Below are 17,516 nucleotides of genomic sequence, written 5' to 3'. Positions count from 1 at the left end.
CGTCAAGGCAACGCCAACGCCGCCGCGCCATCGGCACGCGCATCTTCGGTCGAGACCGACCAGCGGCGCAATGCCTGCGGCTCCACGATCGTCAGCTTGCCGCTCGGCCCGAACGCGCCGGTGTCGATGAACACCTGCGAGCCGATCTGCTGGATATCGCGCATCGGCGTGTGGCCGCAATACGTCAGCGAAAGACCGCGTTGACGGCCGGGATCGCTATTGCCCAAAGCGAGGCCGCGACCCCACAGCAACTGCTGACGGGTGTCGGCGGAAAAATTCCCTGCATCGAGTTCAGCGTCCGAGCCGAAGAATTCGGCATGCAGAATATTGAAGCGCTCCTTGCCGCTGCCCACCACCCGCACGAGCGGCAACGTCCGCAATTGCTCCGCATAGTGCTGCAAGCGTTCGTCGGGCAAATCCGCCGCCCACGCGCCGCCAATGCCATACCACCACTGACGCCGCATACGACCGTCCGCAACACCGCACAGCGTGTCTTCGTGATTGCCGAGCACGGGGAAAAACCACGCCTTGTCGAGTAGCGCCAGCGCCTGTTCGGAATGCTCGCCGCGATCCACCAGATCGCCGACCGAGAACAGCCGGTCGCGCGCGGGATCGAACGCGATGGTGCGCAGCAGATAGCGCAATGCATCGACGCAGCCATGCAGATCGCCGACCACGAAATCGCGGCCGCTCGCGTTGGCCGAATGATGCTGAACGGGGTTGACGAGTACGGAAGCCATGGGCCCATGATAATGCGACAGACACGCGACGTATGCGCGTTGCCCATCGTATCCTGGCGCGCCGAACGGCGAAATTGATGCAAATCGACGCGAAAACCGCGTGTTTCCGGAAGCCCTCTCCGGAAACACGCGCTCCGCGCGGCCGCTATTGCTGAGTGCGCAGCTTGGCGACCTGATCGACGGTCACTGTCGACTGAGGATTGCCGAACTGTTTGGTCACATAGTTGGTGATGGCGGCGACCTGATCGTCGGTGAGTTCGGTGCCGAAGGCGGGCATCAGCACGTCCGCCTGCTTCGTCGTCCGTCTGACGCCGTGCAGGATCACCATCGCCAGATTGTTGGCGTCGCTCGCGCCGACCGCCGAGTTATGGATCAGCGACGGATACGCCCCCGGCGCGCTCGCGCCCACGCCTTGGCCCGTCCAGCTATGACAGGTCGCGCAATTGGCCACGAACAGTTGCGCGCCGTTCACCGCGTTGACCGTGGTGCCGCGCATTGCCGTGACGTCGTTGGCGGGATTGCCCCACTGGTCGCGCGGACGCGCTTCGCCGCCGCTGATCGGCGGCACGGAGTGCAAATACGCGACGATCGACCCGAGGTCTTCACGCGTCAGATATTGCGTGCTGTCGGTCACCACTTCGGCCATCGGGCCGGCCGCGTTGGCGCGTCCCGGCGCCGCGCCGGTCGACAGATACGAAACGAGCTCGTCGTCGCTCCAGTTGCCCACGCCGCTGTTCTTGTCCGGCGTGATGTTGTACGCATGCCAGCCGGCCTGCAGCGCGCCGGAGAAGCGCGAACTCGTCTTCAAACCCTGGGTGAAATTACGCGGCGTATGGCACTCCTCGCAATGCGCGAGACCTTCCACCAGATACGCGCCGCGATTCCACTCGGCGCTTTGCTTCGGATCGGGGACGAAACGCCCCTCGGTGAAATTGAACATGTTCCAGAACACCATCAACCAGCGCTGGTTGAAGGGAAATTTCAGGCTGTTGCTCGGCGGCGCGTAGTGGATCGGCGTGAGCGTGTTCAGATACGCGCGAATCGCCAGCACGTCCTGATCGGTGACCTTGGTGTATTCCGCATAAGGGAACGCGGGATAAAGCCGCTCGCCGCTCTTGCCGATACCTTCATGCATCGCGCGCAGAAAATCGGCGTCGCTCCATTGGCCGATGCCGGTGTCCGGATCGGGCGTGATGTTGGGCGTCACGATGGTGCCGAACGGCGTGTTGATCGGCAGGCCGCCCGCAAACGGACGGGCTTTGTCCGCCGTGTGACACGCGACGCAATCGCCGGCGCGCGCGAGGTATTCGCCGCGTTTCACCAGATCGCTGCTACCGGCTGCTGCGGCGGGCGTGGGCGCGCTGTTGGCCACACCGTTGGCCGCACCACCGGGCGCACTGCCGGGCGCTTGCGACGCGTCGTCAGCATGCGCCTGCATGATCGGCAATTCGTCGTTATGCCGCGCGTTGGGCCCATGCGCTTCGTACCACGCCACATACAGCGCGAACAGCGAGAACGCCGCCGCTAGCGTCGCGACCCGGAAACGCCGCCGTTTGTGCTGCACGAGCGCCTGAGCCGGCTGCCCGCGAGAGAGGTTCTTCGTCATGGTGGCGCTCCGTTCAGGGCTCAGATTTCACGCTTGAGCTTGTCGGCCAGTTTCAGCGACAAGGCTGCGATCGTCAGCGTGCAATTTACCGAGGCCGCGGTGGGCATCACGCCGCTGCTGGCGATGAACAGATTGGAGTGATCGTGCGTGCGGCAATCCGCATCGACGACCGAATCCGCCGGGTCGCTGCCCATGATCGTGGTGCCCATGATGTGATTGTTGGGGGCGAAGGTATCGTCGAACGAGACCTCGGCGCCGCCGAACAGGTTGGCGATCTGCGCGTAGAGTTCATGCGTGTTGGCCGCGCTTTTCTTCACGTAGTCGTTGATCGAGTAGTAGATCTCCGGCTGCGGAATGCCGAGCGCGTCCTTGTGATCCGCCGACGGCACCACCCGGTTCTGCGGCTCCGCCAGATGCTCGTGAAAGCTGTTGATGTTCAGCGTGCGCGCCGCGCGGTCGCGAATCTGCCGGTCGAGCTCGGCGCCGGTGAGGCCTTTGCCCAGCAGATCGGCGGTCACGCTCATGGTCGGCACACCGTTCGACAGATGCAGCTTCTTGGCCGCGTAATCGGAGCGGAACGCGCCGTCGCGGAAGTTGACGATCGAGGTCATTTCCATCGGCCCGCGTCCGGGCCACAACGGTTCATTGGCGAGAAAGGTCACGCCCGTGCCCGGATGGTCCATCAGGTTGCGGCCCACCTGGTCGGAACTGTTGCCCACGCCGTGCGGGAATTTGTCGGAGGTCGACATCAGCATCAGCTTCGGCGTTTCAATGCCGTTGGCGGCGAGCACGAACAGCTTGCCGGTCACGCGTGTGCTGTTGCCGTTCGGGTCCTTGTAGTGGACCGCCGTGATGAGCCCTTTGTTGTCCGCTTCGACGCGGTACACCACCGCCTCGGGAATCAGTTTCGCGCCAGCCTGCTCGGCCTTTTCCGCGTGCACCACGCCGTTGTACATCGCGGCGATCGGGCAGATCGGCATGCAATTGTTGTTGCCGCAGCAGGTGGGCCGCGCGTCGTACGGACGGCTGTTGCGCGCCACCGGCTCGGGCACCACCTTGAAGCCCTGCGCATTCAGCACGTCGCTAAACCGTTGATCCATGTAGGAGAGCGGCAGTGCGCTCATCGGGTAAGGCTTCGAACGCGGCGAGCCGAGATCGATCGAGTTATCCGGGCCCGACACGCCCAACTGCGCTTCCGCCGCGGAATACCACGGTTCGAGCGTTTCGTACGGATACGGCCAGTCGCGCCCCACGCCGTACAGCTTGTGCAACTGGAAGTCCGACGGCAGCAGGCGCCACGCGGCCGCCGCCCAGTGCCAGGTGGTGCCGCCCACCAGCCGCACGTACTGCGAGTTGTACGGATAGTCGCCCTTCTGGATCAGATAATTGTTGGCCGGCGCGTACTCGGGATGCGGCGCGTAGGGCGTGGACGGATACGGCGTCGCGAAGTCGGACTTGGCCGGCGAGTTGCGGAAGTTCTCGACGATCTGCCAGCGCGGAATGCGCGGTCCGGCTTCGAGCAGGATCACCGAGGCACCGGCCAGCGCCATCTGATGCGCGACCAGTCCACCCGCCACGCCCGAACCGACTACGACGATGTCGGCGGAAGTTGAGTTTGCCATTGTTGCCCTCTTTTATATCGACCGGGGAACGTCGTTGCGTCAGGCGCTGACCGGTTTCTGCGTCCAGTAGAAAGGCACGTCGCGGCAATACGACGGAATGGTCAGCACGTCTTTCACGGGCTCGAACATCAGCGCTTTTTCATAGGCGATCACGTCCACATGCGGCATCTCGCCGACCAGGCCCAGATACCACGCGCGCATGATCGCGCCCACGGTTTTCGCGAGCGCCGGTTGCTCGGCCTGCAAGGCCTGCGTGACCGTATCGGACGGCACACCGCCATGGCCTTGCAGCCACGTATTGAGCGCGGCGACGTTCTGGGTGAACTGGCTGTCGGATTTAGCGAGGGCGTCGTAGTAACGCTTGCTGAGAATCGGGTCGAAGCTCGTGTGGGCAGTGAGGCGCTGCGAGAGCGCGACGAAAGCGTCGAGGCCGCCGCCCGCGGGCGCATCGGCGAAAGCGGGGGCGATCCACGAGAGCGAGCGGCCGGCGCCGGCAAACGCGAGCGCCACGGCGCCGGCGCAGGCACCGAGCACCCACGCTCTGCGTGACGCGGAAAATGACGTTGGAAACGATTTCGACAACGAAGCTGACGACGACAACCCGGCTGAATGCGTCACTTCGTGGTGCGCATTATTTTTCTCAGGAACATCTGTCATGGGGACTCCAGATGGTGAGTCGATCGTGAGTCATACTCAACGGGCAACACGGCGCGGCATGAATGCCCTCCGCGCGCTGCCTCGATGCTCTACCCCAAACCTGGTCTCGTGCCGCTTCAGCGGTCTTCTCGGTGCAACAAACCTCAGCCTGCCAATCGCCTTTCAACTGAAAGCGGCACGCAAGGCCGTTGCGAAAGACTATAGCCTGTGACTCGCCCATTCGACAAATGGTGCTCGAAGCGCGGGTAGAATCCGCGACACCGATGCCCACCCTCCTATATTCCATGCTCACACGATTTCTTCCGCAGGTGCTTCGCAATCGGCCACGCATGCTGATCGGTCTGGCCGTCGGCGTCGTCGCCGCGTTCCTGTTGCCCGCCCACACGCGTCCCATGGTGCTCGGCCTGGCCGGCTGGGACGCCGCCGTCTGGACCTATCTGGTGCTGATCTGGGTACACATGGCGCTCGCCGACGAAGGCGACGTGCGCGAATACGCCCGCCGCGACGATGAAAACGCGGGCGTGGTGCTCGCCATCATCTGCGTGGCGACGGTCGCCAGTCTGGCGGCGATCGTGCTCGAACTGGCTTCGGCGAAGGGCACCGCGGGCGCTTCGACCGCGTGGCACTACGCGTTGACCGGCCTGACGATGGTCGGCGCATGGTTCATGATTCCGACCATCTTCACGTCTCACTATGCGCGGCTGTACTACGACCCGGACGTCGACGAGACGCCGTTGCTGTTTCCGGATCACAAGCTCCAGCCGAATTACTGGGACTTCCTGTACTTCTCGTTCACCATCGCGGTGGCCTCGCAAACTTCCGACGTGGTGTTGCGCTCGCGCACGATTCGCCGCGCGGCGCTCGCGCAGTCGATCCTGTCGTTCTACTTCAACGTCGCGGTGCTGGGCTTGTGCGTGAACATCGCAGCGGGCCTCGTCGGTTCGTAAGCGCACTGCCGCTCCAGTTTTTCGGGTGACCGTGCGACCTGCGCGGCTCGCCCCACGCCCCGTGTAAAACCCGGACGACGCCGCCCGATTTACACGCGGGCCGCCACTTCAGCCAGACCTTAGCCCGTCGCCATCCCACCTTCCAGCGTCCCCCGCATCCTCCTGCGGGGCGCTCGCTCGCCCCCCGTTCGCCGTGTTTCCAGACCATACTGGCACACCGATTGCTGCGTCTTGCGAACAGTTCCGGCCAGCCCGGCGTCACCGTGCGTGGCGTCAAAGCACTCCCTTACTGGCCAGCGGCGTGACGATCTTTGCACTACATTGACCAGTACGCGCCTTCGCTCGACGCAATCGCGCGGTAGCGGTATCCGGCTCTGGAAGCCCAATGAGCGCTGTGATCGCATGCCAATTGCATCCACACCGCAGCAGGACGAATCTGGAAACGACCGATGGAATCTCCAAACGGGTACGCGCCACGGATTTACTTTTTTCATTCACTTCTGGTTGGACCGCTCGCCGCGTGGCCCGCGCAGTTCGCGCACGCCGCCGCGCTGGGCTTCGATCATGCGTTGATCGGCAGTCTCTTCGAGCCGGGACAGGCAGGCCACGGGCAAGTGGTCGGCAATCACGCCAGGCTGCATCCGGTATTCGAGGCGCAAGGGTCCGCTGTCGAGTCGATTCGCACGCTTGCGACCACGGCCCATCAGCATGGCGTGACCTTGCTGGCCGATCTGGTGATCGACCGGATGGCCGCCGATGGCGCGCTCTACGCCGAACATGCCGACTGGTTCCATCCGTTCGAGTCGGAGGAAGCGCGACTCGATCCGCGCCATGTGCATCGCGAGGACAACGTCGCGTATGCGAATTTCAACGAGGCCGGCAGTCGCGCCGCGCTAACGCTCTGGTGGACGCAGCAATTGCTGTCGCTCGCCGAGGCTGGCGTGGGCGGCTTCCGCTTCGACTCGCCCCATCGCGTGCCCGCTGCCGTCTGGCGGCAGCTCGGCGAAGCGGTGCGCGCCCGGCATCCGCACGTGCGCTTTCTCGCCGCGACGCCCGGTCTGTCACGCGGCGACCTGCCCGCGCTGGAAGGCGCGGGCTTCGACAGCGTGTTCACGTCGGTGCGCTGGTGGGACTTCCGTTCAAGCTGGATGGTCGAGGAGCACGCCGCACTGGCGCGCCTCGGCTCGCCGATCGCGTTCCCCGAAGCACCCTACGGCACACGCCTCGTCGCCGACCTGAGCGACGCGCATGGCGCCGGTATCGTCGAGCGTGCTTATCGGCGCGCGCTGTTCGCGTCGGCGTCGACCGGCACCGGCTGGATGATGCCGATGGGCTTCGAATACGGCATCGCCGAGCCGATGTCGCAAACGCGTGGCGACGCCGCGCAATTCGCGCTCGCGGCTCAGGCGAAGCAGTTCGATCTCTCCGAGCGCATTGCGCATGTGAACGACGTTGCACGCAACACGGCAACCCTGCACGCCAACGGTGAATTGCGCCCGCTAAGCGGGCCAGGCGCGCCCGCCGCCGTGCTGCTGCGCGCCGATCAGCCCGACCTGCGCGACGCCAACGAGGCGATCCTGATCGCCATCAATCCCGAACTCGGCGCGCCGGTGCGCGTCGACCCTGCGCGCTTTTTGGTGGGCGTACCCGGCAACTTCACGCGTTTCGTGCCGCTCGACGCGCCCGGTCACACCACGCCGGTCACGTTGACACCGTTCACACTCGCCCCCGGCGCGGTCCGCCTGTTCCGCGCGGTGACGGAAAAACCGATCCGCCTCGCGCCGCCGATCGACAAAGCCAACAGCAAACGCAGCGGCCGCAAAACGGTGATCGAGGCGCTCAGCGCGCCGCGTGTGGCGATAGAAAACGTGACGCCTTCCGTCGACAACGGCCGATTCCCGGCCAAGCGCAGCGTCGGCGAACGCGCCGAGATCCGCGCCGCGATCTTTGCCGAAGGTCACGACAAGATCGCCGCCGCCGTGCTCTGGCGTGCCGCCGACGAAACCGCGTGGCACGAAGTCCCCATGTCCCCCGCGCAACCCGCCGGCCTCGACATCTGGACCGCGCGCATTCCGCTCGAACGCCTCGGCCGCCACGAATTCACGGTGATCGCCTGGCGCGACGACTTCGCGTCGCTGGTCGAGCATATCCAGAAGAAGCTGAAGGCGGGCCAAACCGTCGAACTGGAACTTGACGAAGCCTCGCATCTGTTCGCGCTGGTCCTCGCCGAAGTCGAAACCGTGGATGGCGCGATAACGGAACCGCTGGAACACATCGTCAAGGTCTTCACGAAGTCCGACCCGGACACCAAACTCGCCTTGCTGCTCGCGCCGACCACCGCAAAGTCGATGAGCGCCGCGCGCCACCGGCCGTTCCTGAGCCGCGACCCGATCATCTACAAGATCGACGCGGACCGCACCGCCGCGCGCTTCGCAAGCTGGTACGAGATCTTCCCGCGTTCCATGAGCGACGACGAAGCGCGCCACGGCACCTTCGCCGACGTCACGACGAAACTGCCGCGCATTCGCGACATGGGCTTCGACGTGCTGTACTTCCCGCCGATCCACCCGATCGGCGTCGCGAATCGCAAGGGCCGCAACAACACGTTGAATGCGCAACCGGGCGATGTCGGCAGCCCGTATGCGATCGGCGGCGCGGAAGGCGGCCACACCGCCGTGCATCCGCAACTCGGCACGCTCGACGACTTCAAGGCGATGCTCGCCGCCGCGCACGCGCACGGCCTCGAAATCGCGCTCGACTTTGCCGTGCAGTGCGCGCCGGATCACCCGTGGTTGAAGGAGCATCCGACCTGGTTCGCATGGCGTCCCGACGGCACGCTGCGTTACGCGGAGAATCCGCCAAAGAAATATCAGGACATCGTCAACCCCGACTTCTATGCGCACGACGCCAAGCCCGATCTCTGGCTCGCGTTGCGCGACGTGTTCCTGTTCTGGATCGACGCGGGCGTGCATATTTTCCGTATCGACAATCCGCACACCAAACCGCTGCCGTTCTGGGAATGGGTTATCGGCGATATCCGCGCGCGCTTTCCGGACACGATCTTTCTCGCCGAAGCGTTCACGCGGCCGCGCATGATGAACCGGCTCGGCAAGATCGGCTTCTCGCAGTCGTACACGTATTTCACGTGGCGCGAATCGAAGCGCGATTTCATCGAGTACATGAACGAACTCACGCGAACCGATGCGCGCGATTTCTACCGGCCGAACTTCTTCGTCAACACGCCGGATATCAACCCGCGGCATTTGCAGTCGCAAGGTCGCACGGGTTTTCTGATTCGCGCGGCGTTGGCCGCGACGCTGGCCGGTTTGTGGGGCGTGTACAGCGGTTTCGAGTTGTGCGAGGCCGCCGCCTTGCCGAACAGCGAGGAATATCTCGACTCCGAGAAGTACCAGTTGCGCGCATGGGACTGGAACCGGCCCGGCAATATTGTCGGCGAGATCAGTGCGCTGAACCGGATTCGCCGCGCGAACCCGGCGCTGCAAACGCATCTCGGCCTCACGTTCCTCACCGCCCACAACGACAACATTCTGTTCTTCGAGAAAGCCACCGAGGCGCGCGACAACGTGATCGTCGTCGCCATCAATCTCGATCCGTTCAACGAACAGGGCGCGGACGTCGAGTTGTCGTGGGAGACGTTCCAGCACTGGCATCTGCACGACCACGGCGCGCTTGAAGTCACCGATCAGATGACCGGCGCGCGCTTCGAATGGCATGGCCGCTGGCAGCACGTTCAGCTCGGCTCCGGTCAGCCGTTCTCGATCTGGCGGATCGCGCCGCTCGGCGGCCTGCCCGCCGAACGCCCCGATGAAGCCGACAGCGACTCCGACAGCGCCCATCACGCAGACGCTGGCAATCCAACCCAAACGGAAGGTGCGATATGAAGCGTGACGATTCAGCCCAAGCCACATCGCAAGCTCATGGCAACGCCGCCGCCGGCAGCGCGGCGAAAGCCCGTTCGCATCGGCGCGGCAAACCCGCCGCGTTGAGCGACGATCCGCTCTGGTACAAAGACGCGATCATCTATCAGGTACACATCAAGTCGTTCTTCGACGCGAACAACGACGGCGTGGGCGATTTCCCCGGCCTGATCGCCAAGCTCGACTACATCGCCGAACTCGGCGTGAACGCGATCTGGCTGCTGCCGTTCTATCCGTCGCCACGGCGCGACGACGGCTACGACATTGCCGATTACCGCAATGTGCATCCGGACTACGGCCAGCTCTCCGACGTGAAGCGCTTCATTCAGGAAGCGCACGCACGCGGCATTCGCGTGATTACCGAACTGGTGATCAACCACACGTCGGATCAACACCCCTGGTTTCAGCGCGCGCGCCGCGCGAAGCCGGGTTCGAATCATCGCAACTACTACGTGTGGTCCGATACCGATCAGAAGTATCAGGAAACGCGCATCATCTTCATCGACTCGGAGCCGTCCAACTGGTCGCATGATCCGGTAGCCGGCGCGTATTACTGGCACCGTTTCTACTCGCACCAGCCGGATCTGAATTTCGACAATCCGGCCGTGCTGAAAGAGGTGTTGCAGGTCATGCGCTTCTGGCTCGACATGGGGATCGACGGGCTGCGGCTCGACGCGGTGCCGTATCTGGTCGAACGCGAAGGCACCAACAACGAAAACCTGCCGGAAACGCACGCGATTCTGAAGAAGATCCGCGCCACCATCGACGCCGAGTATCCGAACCGGATGCTGCTCGCCGAAGCGAATCAATGGCCGGAAGACGTGAAGGAATATTTCGGCGACGAAGACGAATGCCACATGGCGTTCCACTTCCCGCTGATGCCGCGCATCTACATGTCGATTGCGAGCGAAGACCGCTTCCCGATCACCGACATCATGCGGCAAACGCCGGACCTCGCCGAGACGAACCAGTGGGCGATTTTCCTGCGCAATCACGACGAACTGACGCTCGAAATGGTCACGGACTCCGAGCGCGATTACTTGTGGAACACCTACGCGAGCGACCGCCGTGCGCGTCTGAATCTCGGCATTCGCCGCCGTCTCGCGCCGCTGATGGAGCGGGACCGCCGTCGTATCGAGTTGATCAATTCGCTACTGCTGTCCATGCCTGGCACGCCCGTGATCTATTACGGCGACGAACTCGGCATGGGCGACAACATCCACCTCGGCGACCGCGACGGCGTGCGCACGCCGATGCAGTGGTCGTCGGATCGTAACGGCGGTTTCTCGCGCGCCGATCCCGAACAACTGGTGCTGCCGCCGGTCATGGGTTCGCTGTACGGCTTCGACGCGGTCAACGTCGAAGCGCAAAGCCGCGACCCGCATTCGCTGCTGAACTGGACGCGCCGCATGCTGGCCACGCGGCGCGCGAAGCAAACCTTCGGGCGCGGCACGATCCGCTTTCTCAAGCCGGAGAATCGCAAGATCCTTGCGTATCTGCGTGAAACGCCGGGCGAGCCTCCGATCTTGTGCGTGGCGAATCTGTCGCGCGCGCCGCAAGCGGTGGAACTCGACCTGTCCGAGTTCAACGGCTCCGTGCCGATCGAAATGACCGCCGATTCGGTGTTCCCGGCCATCGGCCAGCTCACCTATCTGCTGACGTTCCCGCCGTACGGCTTCCTGTGGTTCATGCTGTGCCCGGGTGGCCAGCGTCCGACCTGGGCGCAAGCGCATTCGGAACCGCTGCCGGAATTCGTGACGATCGTGATCCGCGAAGGCCAGGCCGGTCCGACGCCGGAAAACGTGCGCCTGCTCGAATCCGAAGTGCTGCCGTCGTGGCTGAGCCGGCGCCGCTGGTTTGCGTCGAAGGATCAGAAGATGCATGCGGTGCGGCTTGCCGCGTTGACGACGATTCCGAACGGCGGCTTCGCGTTCACCGAAATCGAAGCGGACGTGGGCGATCACACCGAACGCTACGTCGTGCCGATCGCGATCACCTGGGGCGGCGAGACAACGACACCGCTGTTCATGCAGTTGGCATTGGCACGCGTGCGGCGTGGCCGCAACGTCGGCCATTTGACCGATGCATTCGCGCTGCCGATCTTCGCCCACGGCGTGATGCGCAAGCTGCGCGAACGCGCAGTGGTGCCGACCGTGCAGAAGAGCGAAATCAAGTTCCTGCCGACCGAACGCTTCGACGAACTCTCAGGGCTCGGCGAGCGGCCGGACATTCGCTGGCTCGCGGCCGAACAGAGCAACAGTTCGCTGATCATCGCCGACGCCGTGGTGCTGAAGCTGGTGCGTCGGCTTGTCAGCGGCATTCATCCGGAAGCGGAAATCAGCCGTTACTTGACCCAGCTCGGCTACGCGAACACCGCACCGTTGTATGGTGAAGTGGTGCGCGTCGATCCCGAAGGCGTGCCGCATACGTTGGCGATCCTGCAAGGCTTTATCGACAATCAGGGCGACGCGTGGAACTGGTCGCTCGACTTCCTGCGCCGTTCGGTCGACGAACTTGCGATCGCCGTGGATACCGACGCGCAGTCCACACCGGACCGCGGCAACGAAATCAATCTGATGGAAGGCTATAGCGCGTTGGCGGGCATTATCGGCAAGCGGCTCGGTGAGTTGCATGTCGCGCTCGCCTCGCCGACCGACGACCCCGCGTTCTCGCCCGAACCCGCGAGCGCCGAACAGGTGAAGGCCTGGGTCGACGGCACGCAGGCGATGCTCGCCGGCGCGCTCGACTTGCTCGTGCCGCGCATCGAGCAGATGAGCGACCCGGAAACCCATGCGCTCGCCCAAAGCCTGGTTGACCGTCGCGCTGCACTCGTCGAGGTCGTCGACAAACTGGTTTCCGTCGAAACGGGCGCGCTGCGCACCCGCATTCACGGCGACTTCCACTTAGGCCAGGTGCTGGTGGCGCAGGGCGACGCGTTTCTGATCGACTTCGAAGGCGAGCCGGCGCGTTCGCTCGACGAGCGTCGGCAGAAGTCGAGCCCGTTGCGCGACGTGGCCGGCTTGATGCGTTCGTTGTCGTATGCGAGCGCGGCCGCGCAGTCCACGATGGAGAGCGCGCCGCAGCAAACCGCCGATCGTAAGCTGGCGCTGTTCGACCGCTTCCGCGCGCATGCCACCGACACGTTCCTGACGGCGTATCGCGCCGCCGCGGCGGATGCCGCGACACCACTGGTCGCGCCCGAAGCCGAACAGGCACTGCTCGATCTGTTCCTGATCGAAAAGGCCGCTTACGAGATCCGCTACGAAGCGGCCAACCGCCCTACGTGGCTCGGTCTGCCGGTGCGCGGCCTCGCCGCGCTCGCCAATCGTCTACTCGGCGATACTGGCGCACCGTCACACGATTCCTCAACCCAGGCGCCCGGCGCCGCCACACCGCCTAACCCGGCCGAGGGCGACTATGAGTGAGCATGATCCGGCCGCAGGCCTCCAACCGCTCGACATCGACGCGCTCGTCGAAGCGCGTCACCCCGATCCTTTCTCGCAGCTCGGGCTGCATCAGACGGACGCGGGTCCGGTGGTGCGCGCGCTGTTGCCGAACGCATCGCACGTCACCGTGATCGCGCGCGCCGACGGCGCGACGCTCGGCGAGCTCGAACAACTGAGGCCGGGGCTGTTCGCCGGCCGCGTCACGTCCGCGGCGCCGTACCGCTTGCGGATCGACTGGCATGGCGTCGTGCAGGAAATTGAGGACACGTATTCGTTCGGCGCCGTGCTCGGCGATGAACCGCTCGGCCGTCTCGCCGGCGGCGATCCGTACGCGGTGCTCGAACTGCTCGGCTCGCGTCCCATGGAAGTGGACGGCGTGCCCGGCGTGCGTTTTGCCGTGTGGGCGCCGAACGCGCGGCGCGTCTCCGTAGTGGGCGACTTCAATGCGTGGGACGGCCGCCGTCATCCGATGCGGCTGCGTCATCAGGCCGGCGTGTGGGAGCTGTTCGTGCCGCGCGTCGGAGCCGGAACACGCTACAAGTACGAGCTTTTGTCGCGCGATGGGCACCCGCTGCCCTTGAAGGCCGACCCGTGCGCGATGCAAACCGAGAAGCCGCCGGGCACGGCGTCGGTGGTCGCGCATGTCGACGAGATCGAACAGTTTCCGTGGAGCGATCACGAGTGGGTTCAGTCGCGTGCCGCGAAGCAAACGCCGCGCGCGCCGATCTCGATCTACGAAGTGCACGCCGAATCCTGGCTGCGTGTCGCCGAAGAAGGCCAACGCGGCCTCACCTGGGAAGAACTCGCCGACCGGCTGATCCCGTACGTGAAAAGCATGGGCTTCACGCACGTCGAGTTCATGCCGATTGCCGAGCATCCGTTCGGCGGATCATGGGGCTATCAGCCGCTCGGGCAGTTCGCGCCGTCGGCGCGCTTCGGCAAGCCGGAGCAATTCGCCGGCTTCGTCGACAAGGCGCACGAGGCCGGTCTCGGCGTGATTCTCGACTGGGTGCCCGCGCACTTTCCGAACGACGCGCACGGTCTGGTCGACTTCGACGGCACGCCGCTCTACGAGCACGCCGATCCGCGCGAAGGCTATCACCAGGACTGGAACACGATGATCTACAACCTCGGCCGCAACGAGGTGAGCGCGTTCCTGATCGCCTCGGGGCTGGCATGGCTGAAGCGCTATCACGTCGACGCTCTGCGTGTGGATGCGGTCGCCTCGATGCTGTACCGCGACTATTCGCGCGCCGCCGACCAGTGGGTGCCGAACATTTATGGCGGCCGCGAGAACCTCGAATCGATCGCGTTCCTGAAGCGGCTCAATCACGAAGTCGGCTATGTGCCGGGTGTGCCGGGCGCGATCACGATCGCCGAGGAATCGACCGCATGGCCGGGCGTCACGGCCAAGGTCGAAGACGGCGGCCTTGGCTTCCAGTTCAAATGGAACATGGGCTGGATGCACGACACGCTGCACTACGTGGAAGAAAACCCTGTCTACCGCCAATACCATCATCACATGATGACGTTCGGCATGGTGTACGCGTATTCGGAGCGCTTCGTGCTGCCGCTGTCGCACGACGAGGTGGTGCACGGCAAAGGCTCGCTGCTCGGCAAGATGCCCGGCGACACCTGGCAGAAGTTCGCCAACCTGCGCGCGTATTTCGGTTTCATGTGGACGCATCCGGGCAAGAAGCTGCTGTTCATGGGCGGCGAATTCGGCCAGATGGCGGAGTTCAATCACGACACGTCGCCGCATTGGCATCTGCTCGACGATTCGAACCACCACGGCGTGCAGATGCTGGTGCGCGATCTGAACCGTCTGTACCACGACGAACCCGCGCTTTACCTGCTCGACTGCGAACCGGGCGGCTTCGAATGGCTGGTCGGCGACGACAACGGCAACAGCGTGTACGCCTATCGCCGCACCGATGGCGCGGGCCGCGAAGTGGTCGTGGTCTGCAACATGACGCCGGTGCCGCGCGTCGGCTACCGGCTCGGCATGCCGCGCGGCGGACGCTGGGTCGAAGTGCTGAATACGGATGCCGCCGTGTACGGCGGCTCGAACATGGGCAACGGTGGCCTGATTCAAACCGACGCCGTGTCGAGCCATGGCTGGCCGCATTCGGCGGCGCTCACGCTGCCGCCGCTCGCGACGATCGTGCTGCGCGCGGATTGACGAAGTTGTTGTAGAGCGAGCGCGCGGCGTGACAAACCGCGCGCTCGTTGCATGAAGACCCAAGCGAGCGTTCAACAATCAGAACAAAGGAAGGGGAATCATGTCGCATGCAATGCCCGACCGGCTTCTGCCCGGCTCGCCCTACCCGCTCGGCGCTAGCTGGGACGGTCTCGGCGTCAACTTTGCGGTGTTCTCGGCGAACGCGCAAAAAATCGAGCTTTGCCTGTTCGATCCAACCGGCCGCAAGGAAATCCGCCGCTTCACGCTGCCCGAATGCACCGACGAGGTCTGGCACGGGTATCTGCCGAACGCGCATCCCGGTACGGCCTATGGATTTCGCGCGCATGGGCCGTATCAGCCGCAGCATGGGCACCGCTTCAATCCGCACAAGCTGCTGCTCGATCCGTATGCGCGCAAGCTGGTCGGCCAGTTTCGCTGGTCGGACGCGCTGTTCAGCTATCGCGTGCATTCGAATCGAGCGGACCTTTCCATCGACCGGCGCGATTCGGCGCCGGCCATGCCCAAGTGCGTGGTGATCGACGAAGCGTTCGACTGGTCGCACGACAAGCGCCCCAACGTGCCGTGGGGCGAGACCGTGATCTACGAAACGCATGTGCGCGGCGCGTCGATGCTGCGCGCCGATCTGCGTCAGCATGAGCGCGGCACGTTCGCCGCGCTGGCGTCGCCGGAGTTTATCGAGCATCTGCTGAAGCTCGGCGTGACTGCGGTCGAACTGCTGCCCGTGCACGCGTTTCTCAACGATCGCTTTCTGGTGGAGCGCGGGCTGCGCAACTACTGGGGCTACAACACGGCGGCGTTTTTCGCGCCGGAGCCCTCGTATCTGAGCACGCACCGGCTCGACGAAATGCGCATTGCCGTGCGCCAGTTGCACGCGGCCGGCATCGAAGTGATTCTCGACGTGGTCTATAACCACACCTGCGAAGGCAACGAGGCGGGCCCCACCGTGTCGTGGCGCGGCCTCGACAACGCAAGCTACTACCGCCTGATTCCCGGCGACGAACGTCACCACATCAACGACACCGGTTGCGGCAACACCTTGAATCTGCCGCATCCGCGTGTGCTGCAGATGGTGATGGATTCGCTGCGCTACTGGTCCACGGCGTTCAATATCGACGGTTTCCGTTTCGATCTCGGCGTCACGCTCGGGCGTGAGCAGCACGGTTTCGATCCCGGTTCCGGTTTCTTCGACGCGTTGCGCCAGGACCCGATCCTGTCGCAACGCAAGCTGATTTCCGAGCCGTGGGACATTGGTCCTGGCGGCTATCAGCTCGGCAATCATCCGCCGGGTTTCGCCGAATGGAACGATCGTTTCCGCGACACCGTGCGCCGTTTCTGGCGCGGCGACGCCGGCTTGCGTCCCGATCTCGCCGCGCGCCTGACCGGCTCGGCCGATCTGTTCAACCGGCGCTTCCGCAAGCCATGGGCATCGGTCAATTTCGTCACGTCGCACGACGGTTTTACGTTAGCCGACGTCACCGCTTACGAGCAGAAGCACAACGAAGTCAATCGCGAAGGCAACAACGACGGCCACAACGAAAATTGCAGCCGCAATTGGGGCGTGGAAGGTCCGAGCGACGACGCCGCGATACTCGCTACGCGCAAACGCGTGACCCGCTCGCTGGTCGCCACGCTGCTGATCGCCCTCGGCACGCCGATGCTGCTGGCCGGCGACGAATCGCTGCGCACCCAGAACGGCAACAACAACGCGTACTGCCAGGACAACGAGATCTCGTGGATCGACTGGGAGCGCGCGCAAACGCCCGACGGGCAGCACATGGCCGAGTTCGTCGCGCGCGTGATCGCGTTACGGAAACAGCATCCGTTGCTGCGCGAGACGCGCTTTCTGTTCGGCGACCGCGAAGTGCTGCCGGGTCTGTTCGACGTCGGCTGGTTCGACGAGCACGGCGATCCGCTCACCATCGAAGCGTGGCAGGACCCTGAAGGCCGCGCATTCACGCTGCGGCGCGCCGGTCCAGGCCTGAATGGCGAAACGGAAGTATTGTTGATGATGCTCAACGCGAATCAGGAGACGCTGCGCTTTACGCCGCCCGCACCGCATCTGGAATGGCACGTGCTGCTAGACACAGCCGAGCCGGAAAGCGGGCCGTACCGGCTGGCGGCGCCGGAGGTCGAAGTCGCCGCGCATAGCCTCGTGATGCTGGCCGCGCAACCGGTGGGCGAAGCCGATTGGCAAGCCGGCTGGAAAGCCGGCGCGCAACACGGGCCGCGGCTGTTGACGGCGCTGCCGCCCGATCCGGGCGCGCATCCGCCGCGTAGCGATACGTCGCCGACCACGTAGGCGGAAACGGCGTCACGGGATGAACCGCATGCAGAGCGGCCGGGTTGTAGCGCGTGAG

9 protein-coding genes are annotated in these 17,516 nt (G+C 64.5%); 5 read left to right on the top strand and 4 right to left on the bottom strand.

The window, feature by feature from the left end:
* Positions 1-2: 2 nt before the first annotated feature.
* The 4 genes from HWY05_RS33535 to HWY05_RS33520 form a co-directional block, all read right to left on the bottom strand.
* Positions 3-740, bottom strand: coding sequence for a metallophosphoesterase (locus HWY05_RS33535; RefSeq protein ID WP_176061050.1), 738 nt, complete (start codon positions 738-740; stop codon positions 3-5).
* 145 nt (positions 741-885) lie between these two features.
* The gene (locus tag HWY05_RS33530) at positions 886-2,346 is read right to left on the bottom strand and encodes a cytochrome c (RefSeq protein ID WP_176061049.1); all 1,461 of its coding nucleotides are present in this window, start codon (positions 2,344-2,346) and stop codon (positions 886-888) included.
* A 20-nt stretch (positions 2,347-2,366) separates the two neighbouring features.
* Entirely contained in the window at positions 2,367-3,968 is a 1,602-nt protein-coding gene (locus HWY05_RS33525; RefSeq protein WP_035561081.1) for a GMC family oxidoreductase, read from the bottom strand.
* 39 nt (positions 3,969-4,007) lie between these two features.
* Positions 4,008-4,625 (bottom strand): sugar dehydrogenase complex small subunit, encoded by a 618-nt coding sequence (locus tag HWY05_RS33520; protein ID WP_035561078.1) that lies wholly within the window; start codon positions 4,623-4,625, stop codon positions 4,008-4,010.
* A 284-nt stretch (positions 4,626-4,909) separates the two neighbouring features.
* Here HWY05_RS33520 and HWY05_RS33515 point away from each other — a divergent pair, with 284 nt between their 5' ends.
* The 5 genes from HWY05_RS33515 (at position 4,910) to glgX (ending at position 17,458) form a co-directional block, all read left to right on the top strand.
* Positions 4,910-5,572 carry a DUF1345 domain-containing protein gene (locus HWY05_RS33515; protein WP_035561076.1) on the top strand — a complete coding sequence of 221 codons (663 nt, stop codon included), beginning with the start codon at positions 4,910-4,912 and terminating at the stop codon, positions 5,570-5,572.
* Positions 5,573-6,021: 449 nt separating this feature from the next.
* Positions 6,022-9,474 carry a maltotransferase domain-containing protein gene (locus tag HWY05_RS33510; RefSeq protein ID WP_176061048.1) on the top strand — a complete coding sequence of 1,151 codons (3,453 nt, stop codon included), beginning with the start codon at positions 6,022-6,024 and terminating at the stop codon, positions 9,472-9,474.
* Positions 9,471-12,935, top strand: a complete 3,465-nt coding sequence (gene treS, locus HWY05_RS33505) for a maltose alpha-D-glucosyltransferase (protein WP_035561072.1) — start codon at positions 9,471-9,473, stop codon at positions 12,933-12,935. Before HWY05_RS33510 ends, treS begins: the two co-directional genes overlap by 4 nt.
* A complete protein-coding gene (gene glgB, locus HWY05_RS33500) occupies positions 12,928-15,138 on the top strand; it encodes a 1,4-alpha-glucan branching protein GlgB (RefSeq protein ID WP_176061047.1) in 2,211 nt (736 codons plus the stop codon). Before treS ends, glgB begins: the two co-directional genes overlap by 8 nt.
* Positions 15,139-15,238: 100 nt before the next feature.
* Positions 15,239-17,458, top strand: a complete 2,220-nt coding sequence (gene glgX / locus HWY05_RS33495; protein ID WP_176061046.1) for a glycogen debranching protein GlgX — start codon at positions 15,239-15,241, stop codon at positions 17,456-17,458.
* Positions 17,459-17,516: the final 58 nt, after the last annotated feature.

The sequence above is a fragment of the Paraburkholderia sp. BCC1876 genome (genome assembly GCF_902833695.1).
GTDB lineage: Bacteria > Pseudomonadota > Gammaproteobacteria > Burkholderiales > Burkholderiaceae > Paraburkholderia.
Note: the sequence above shows the minus strand (reverse complement) of the source record. Positions and strands in the feature narration are given on the sequence as shown.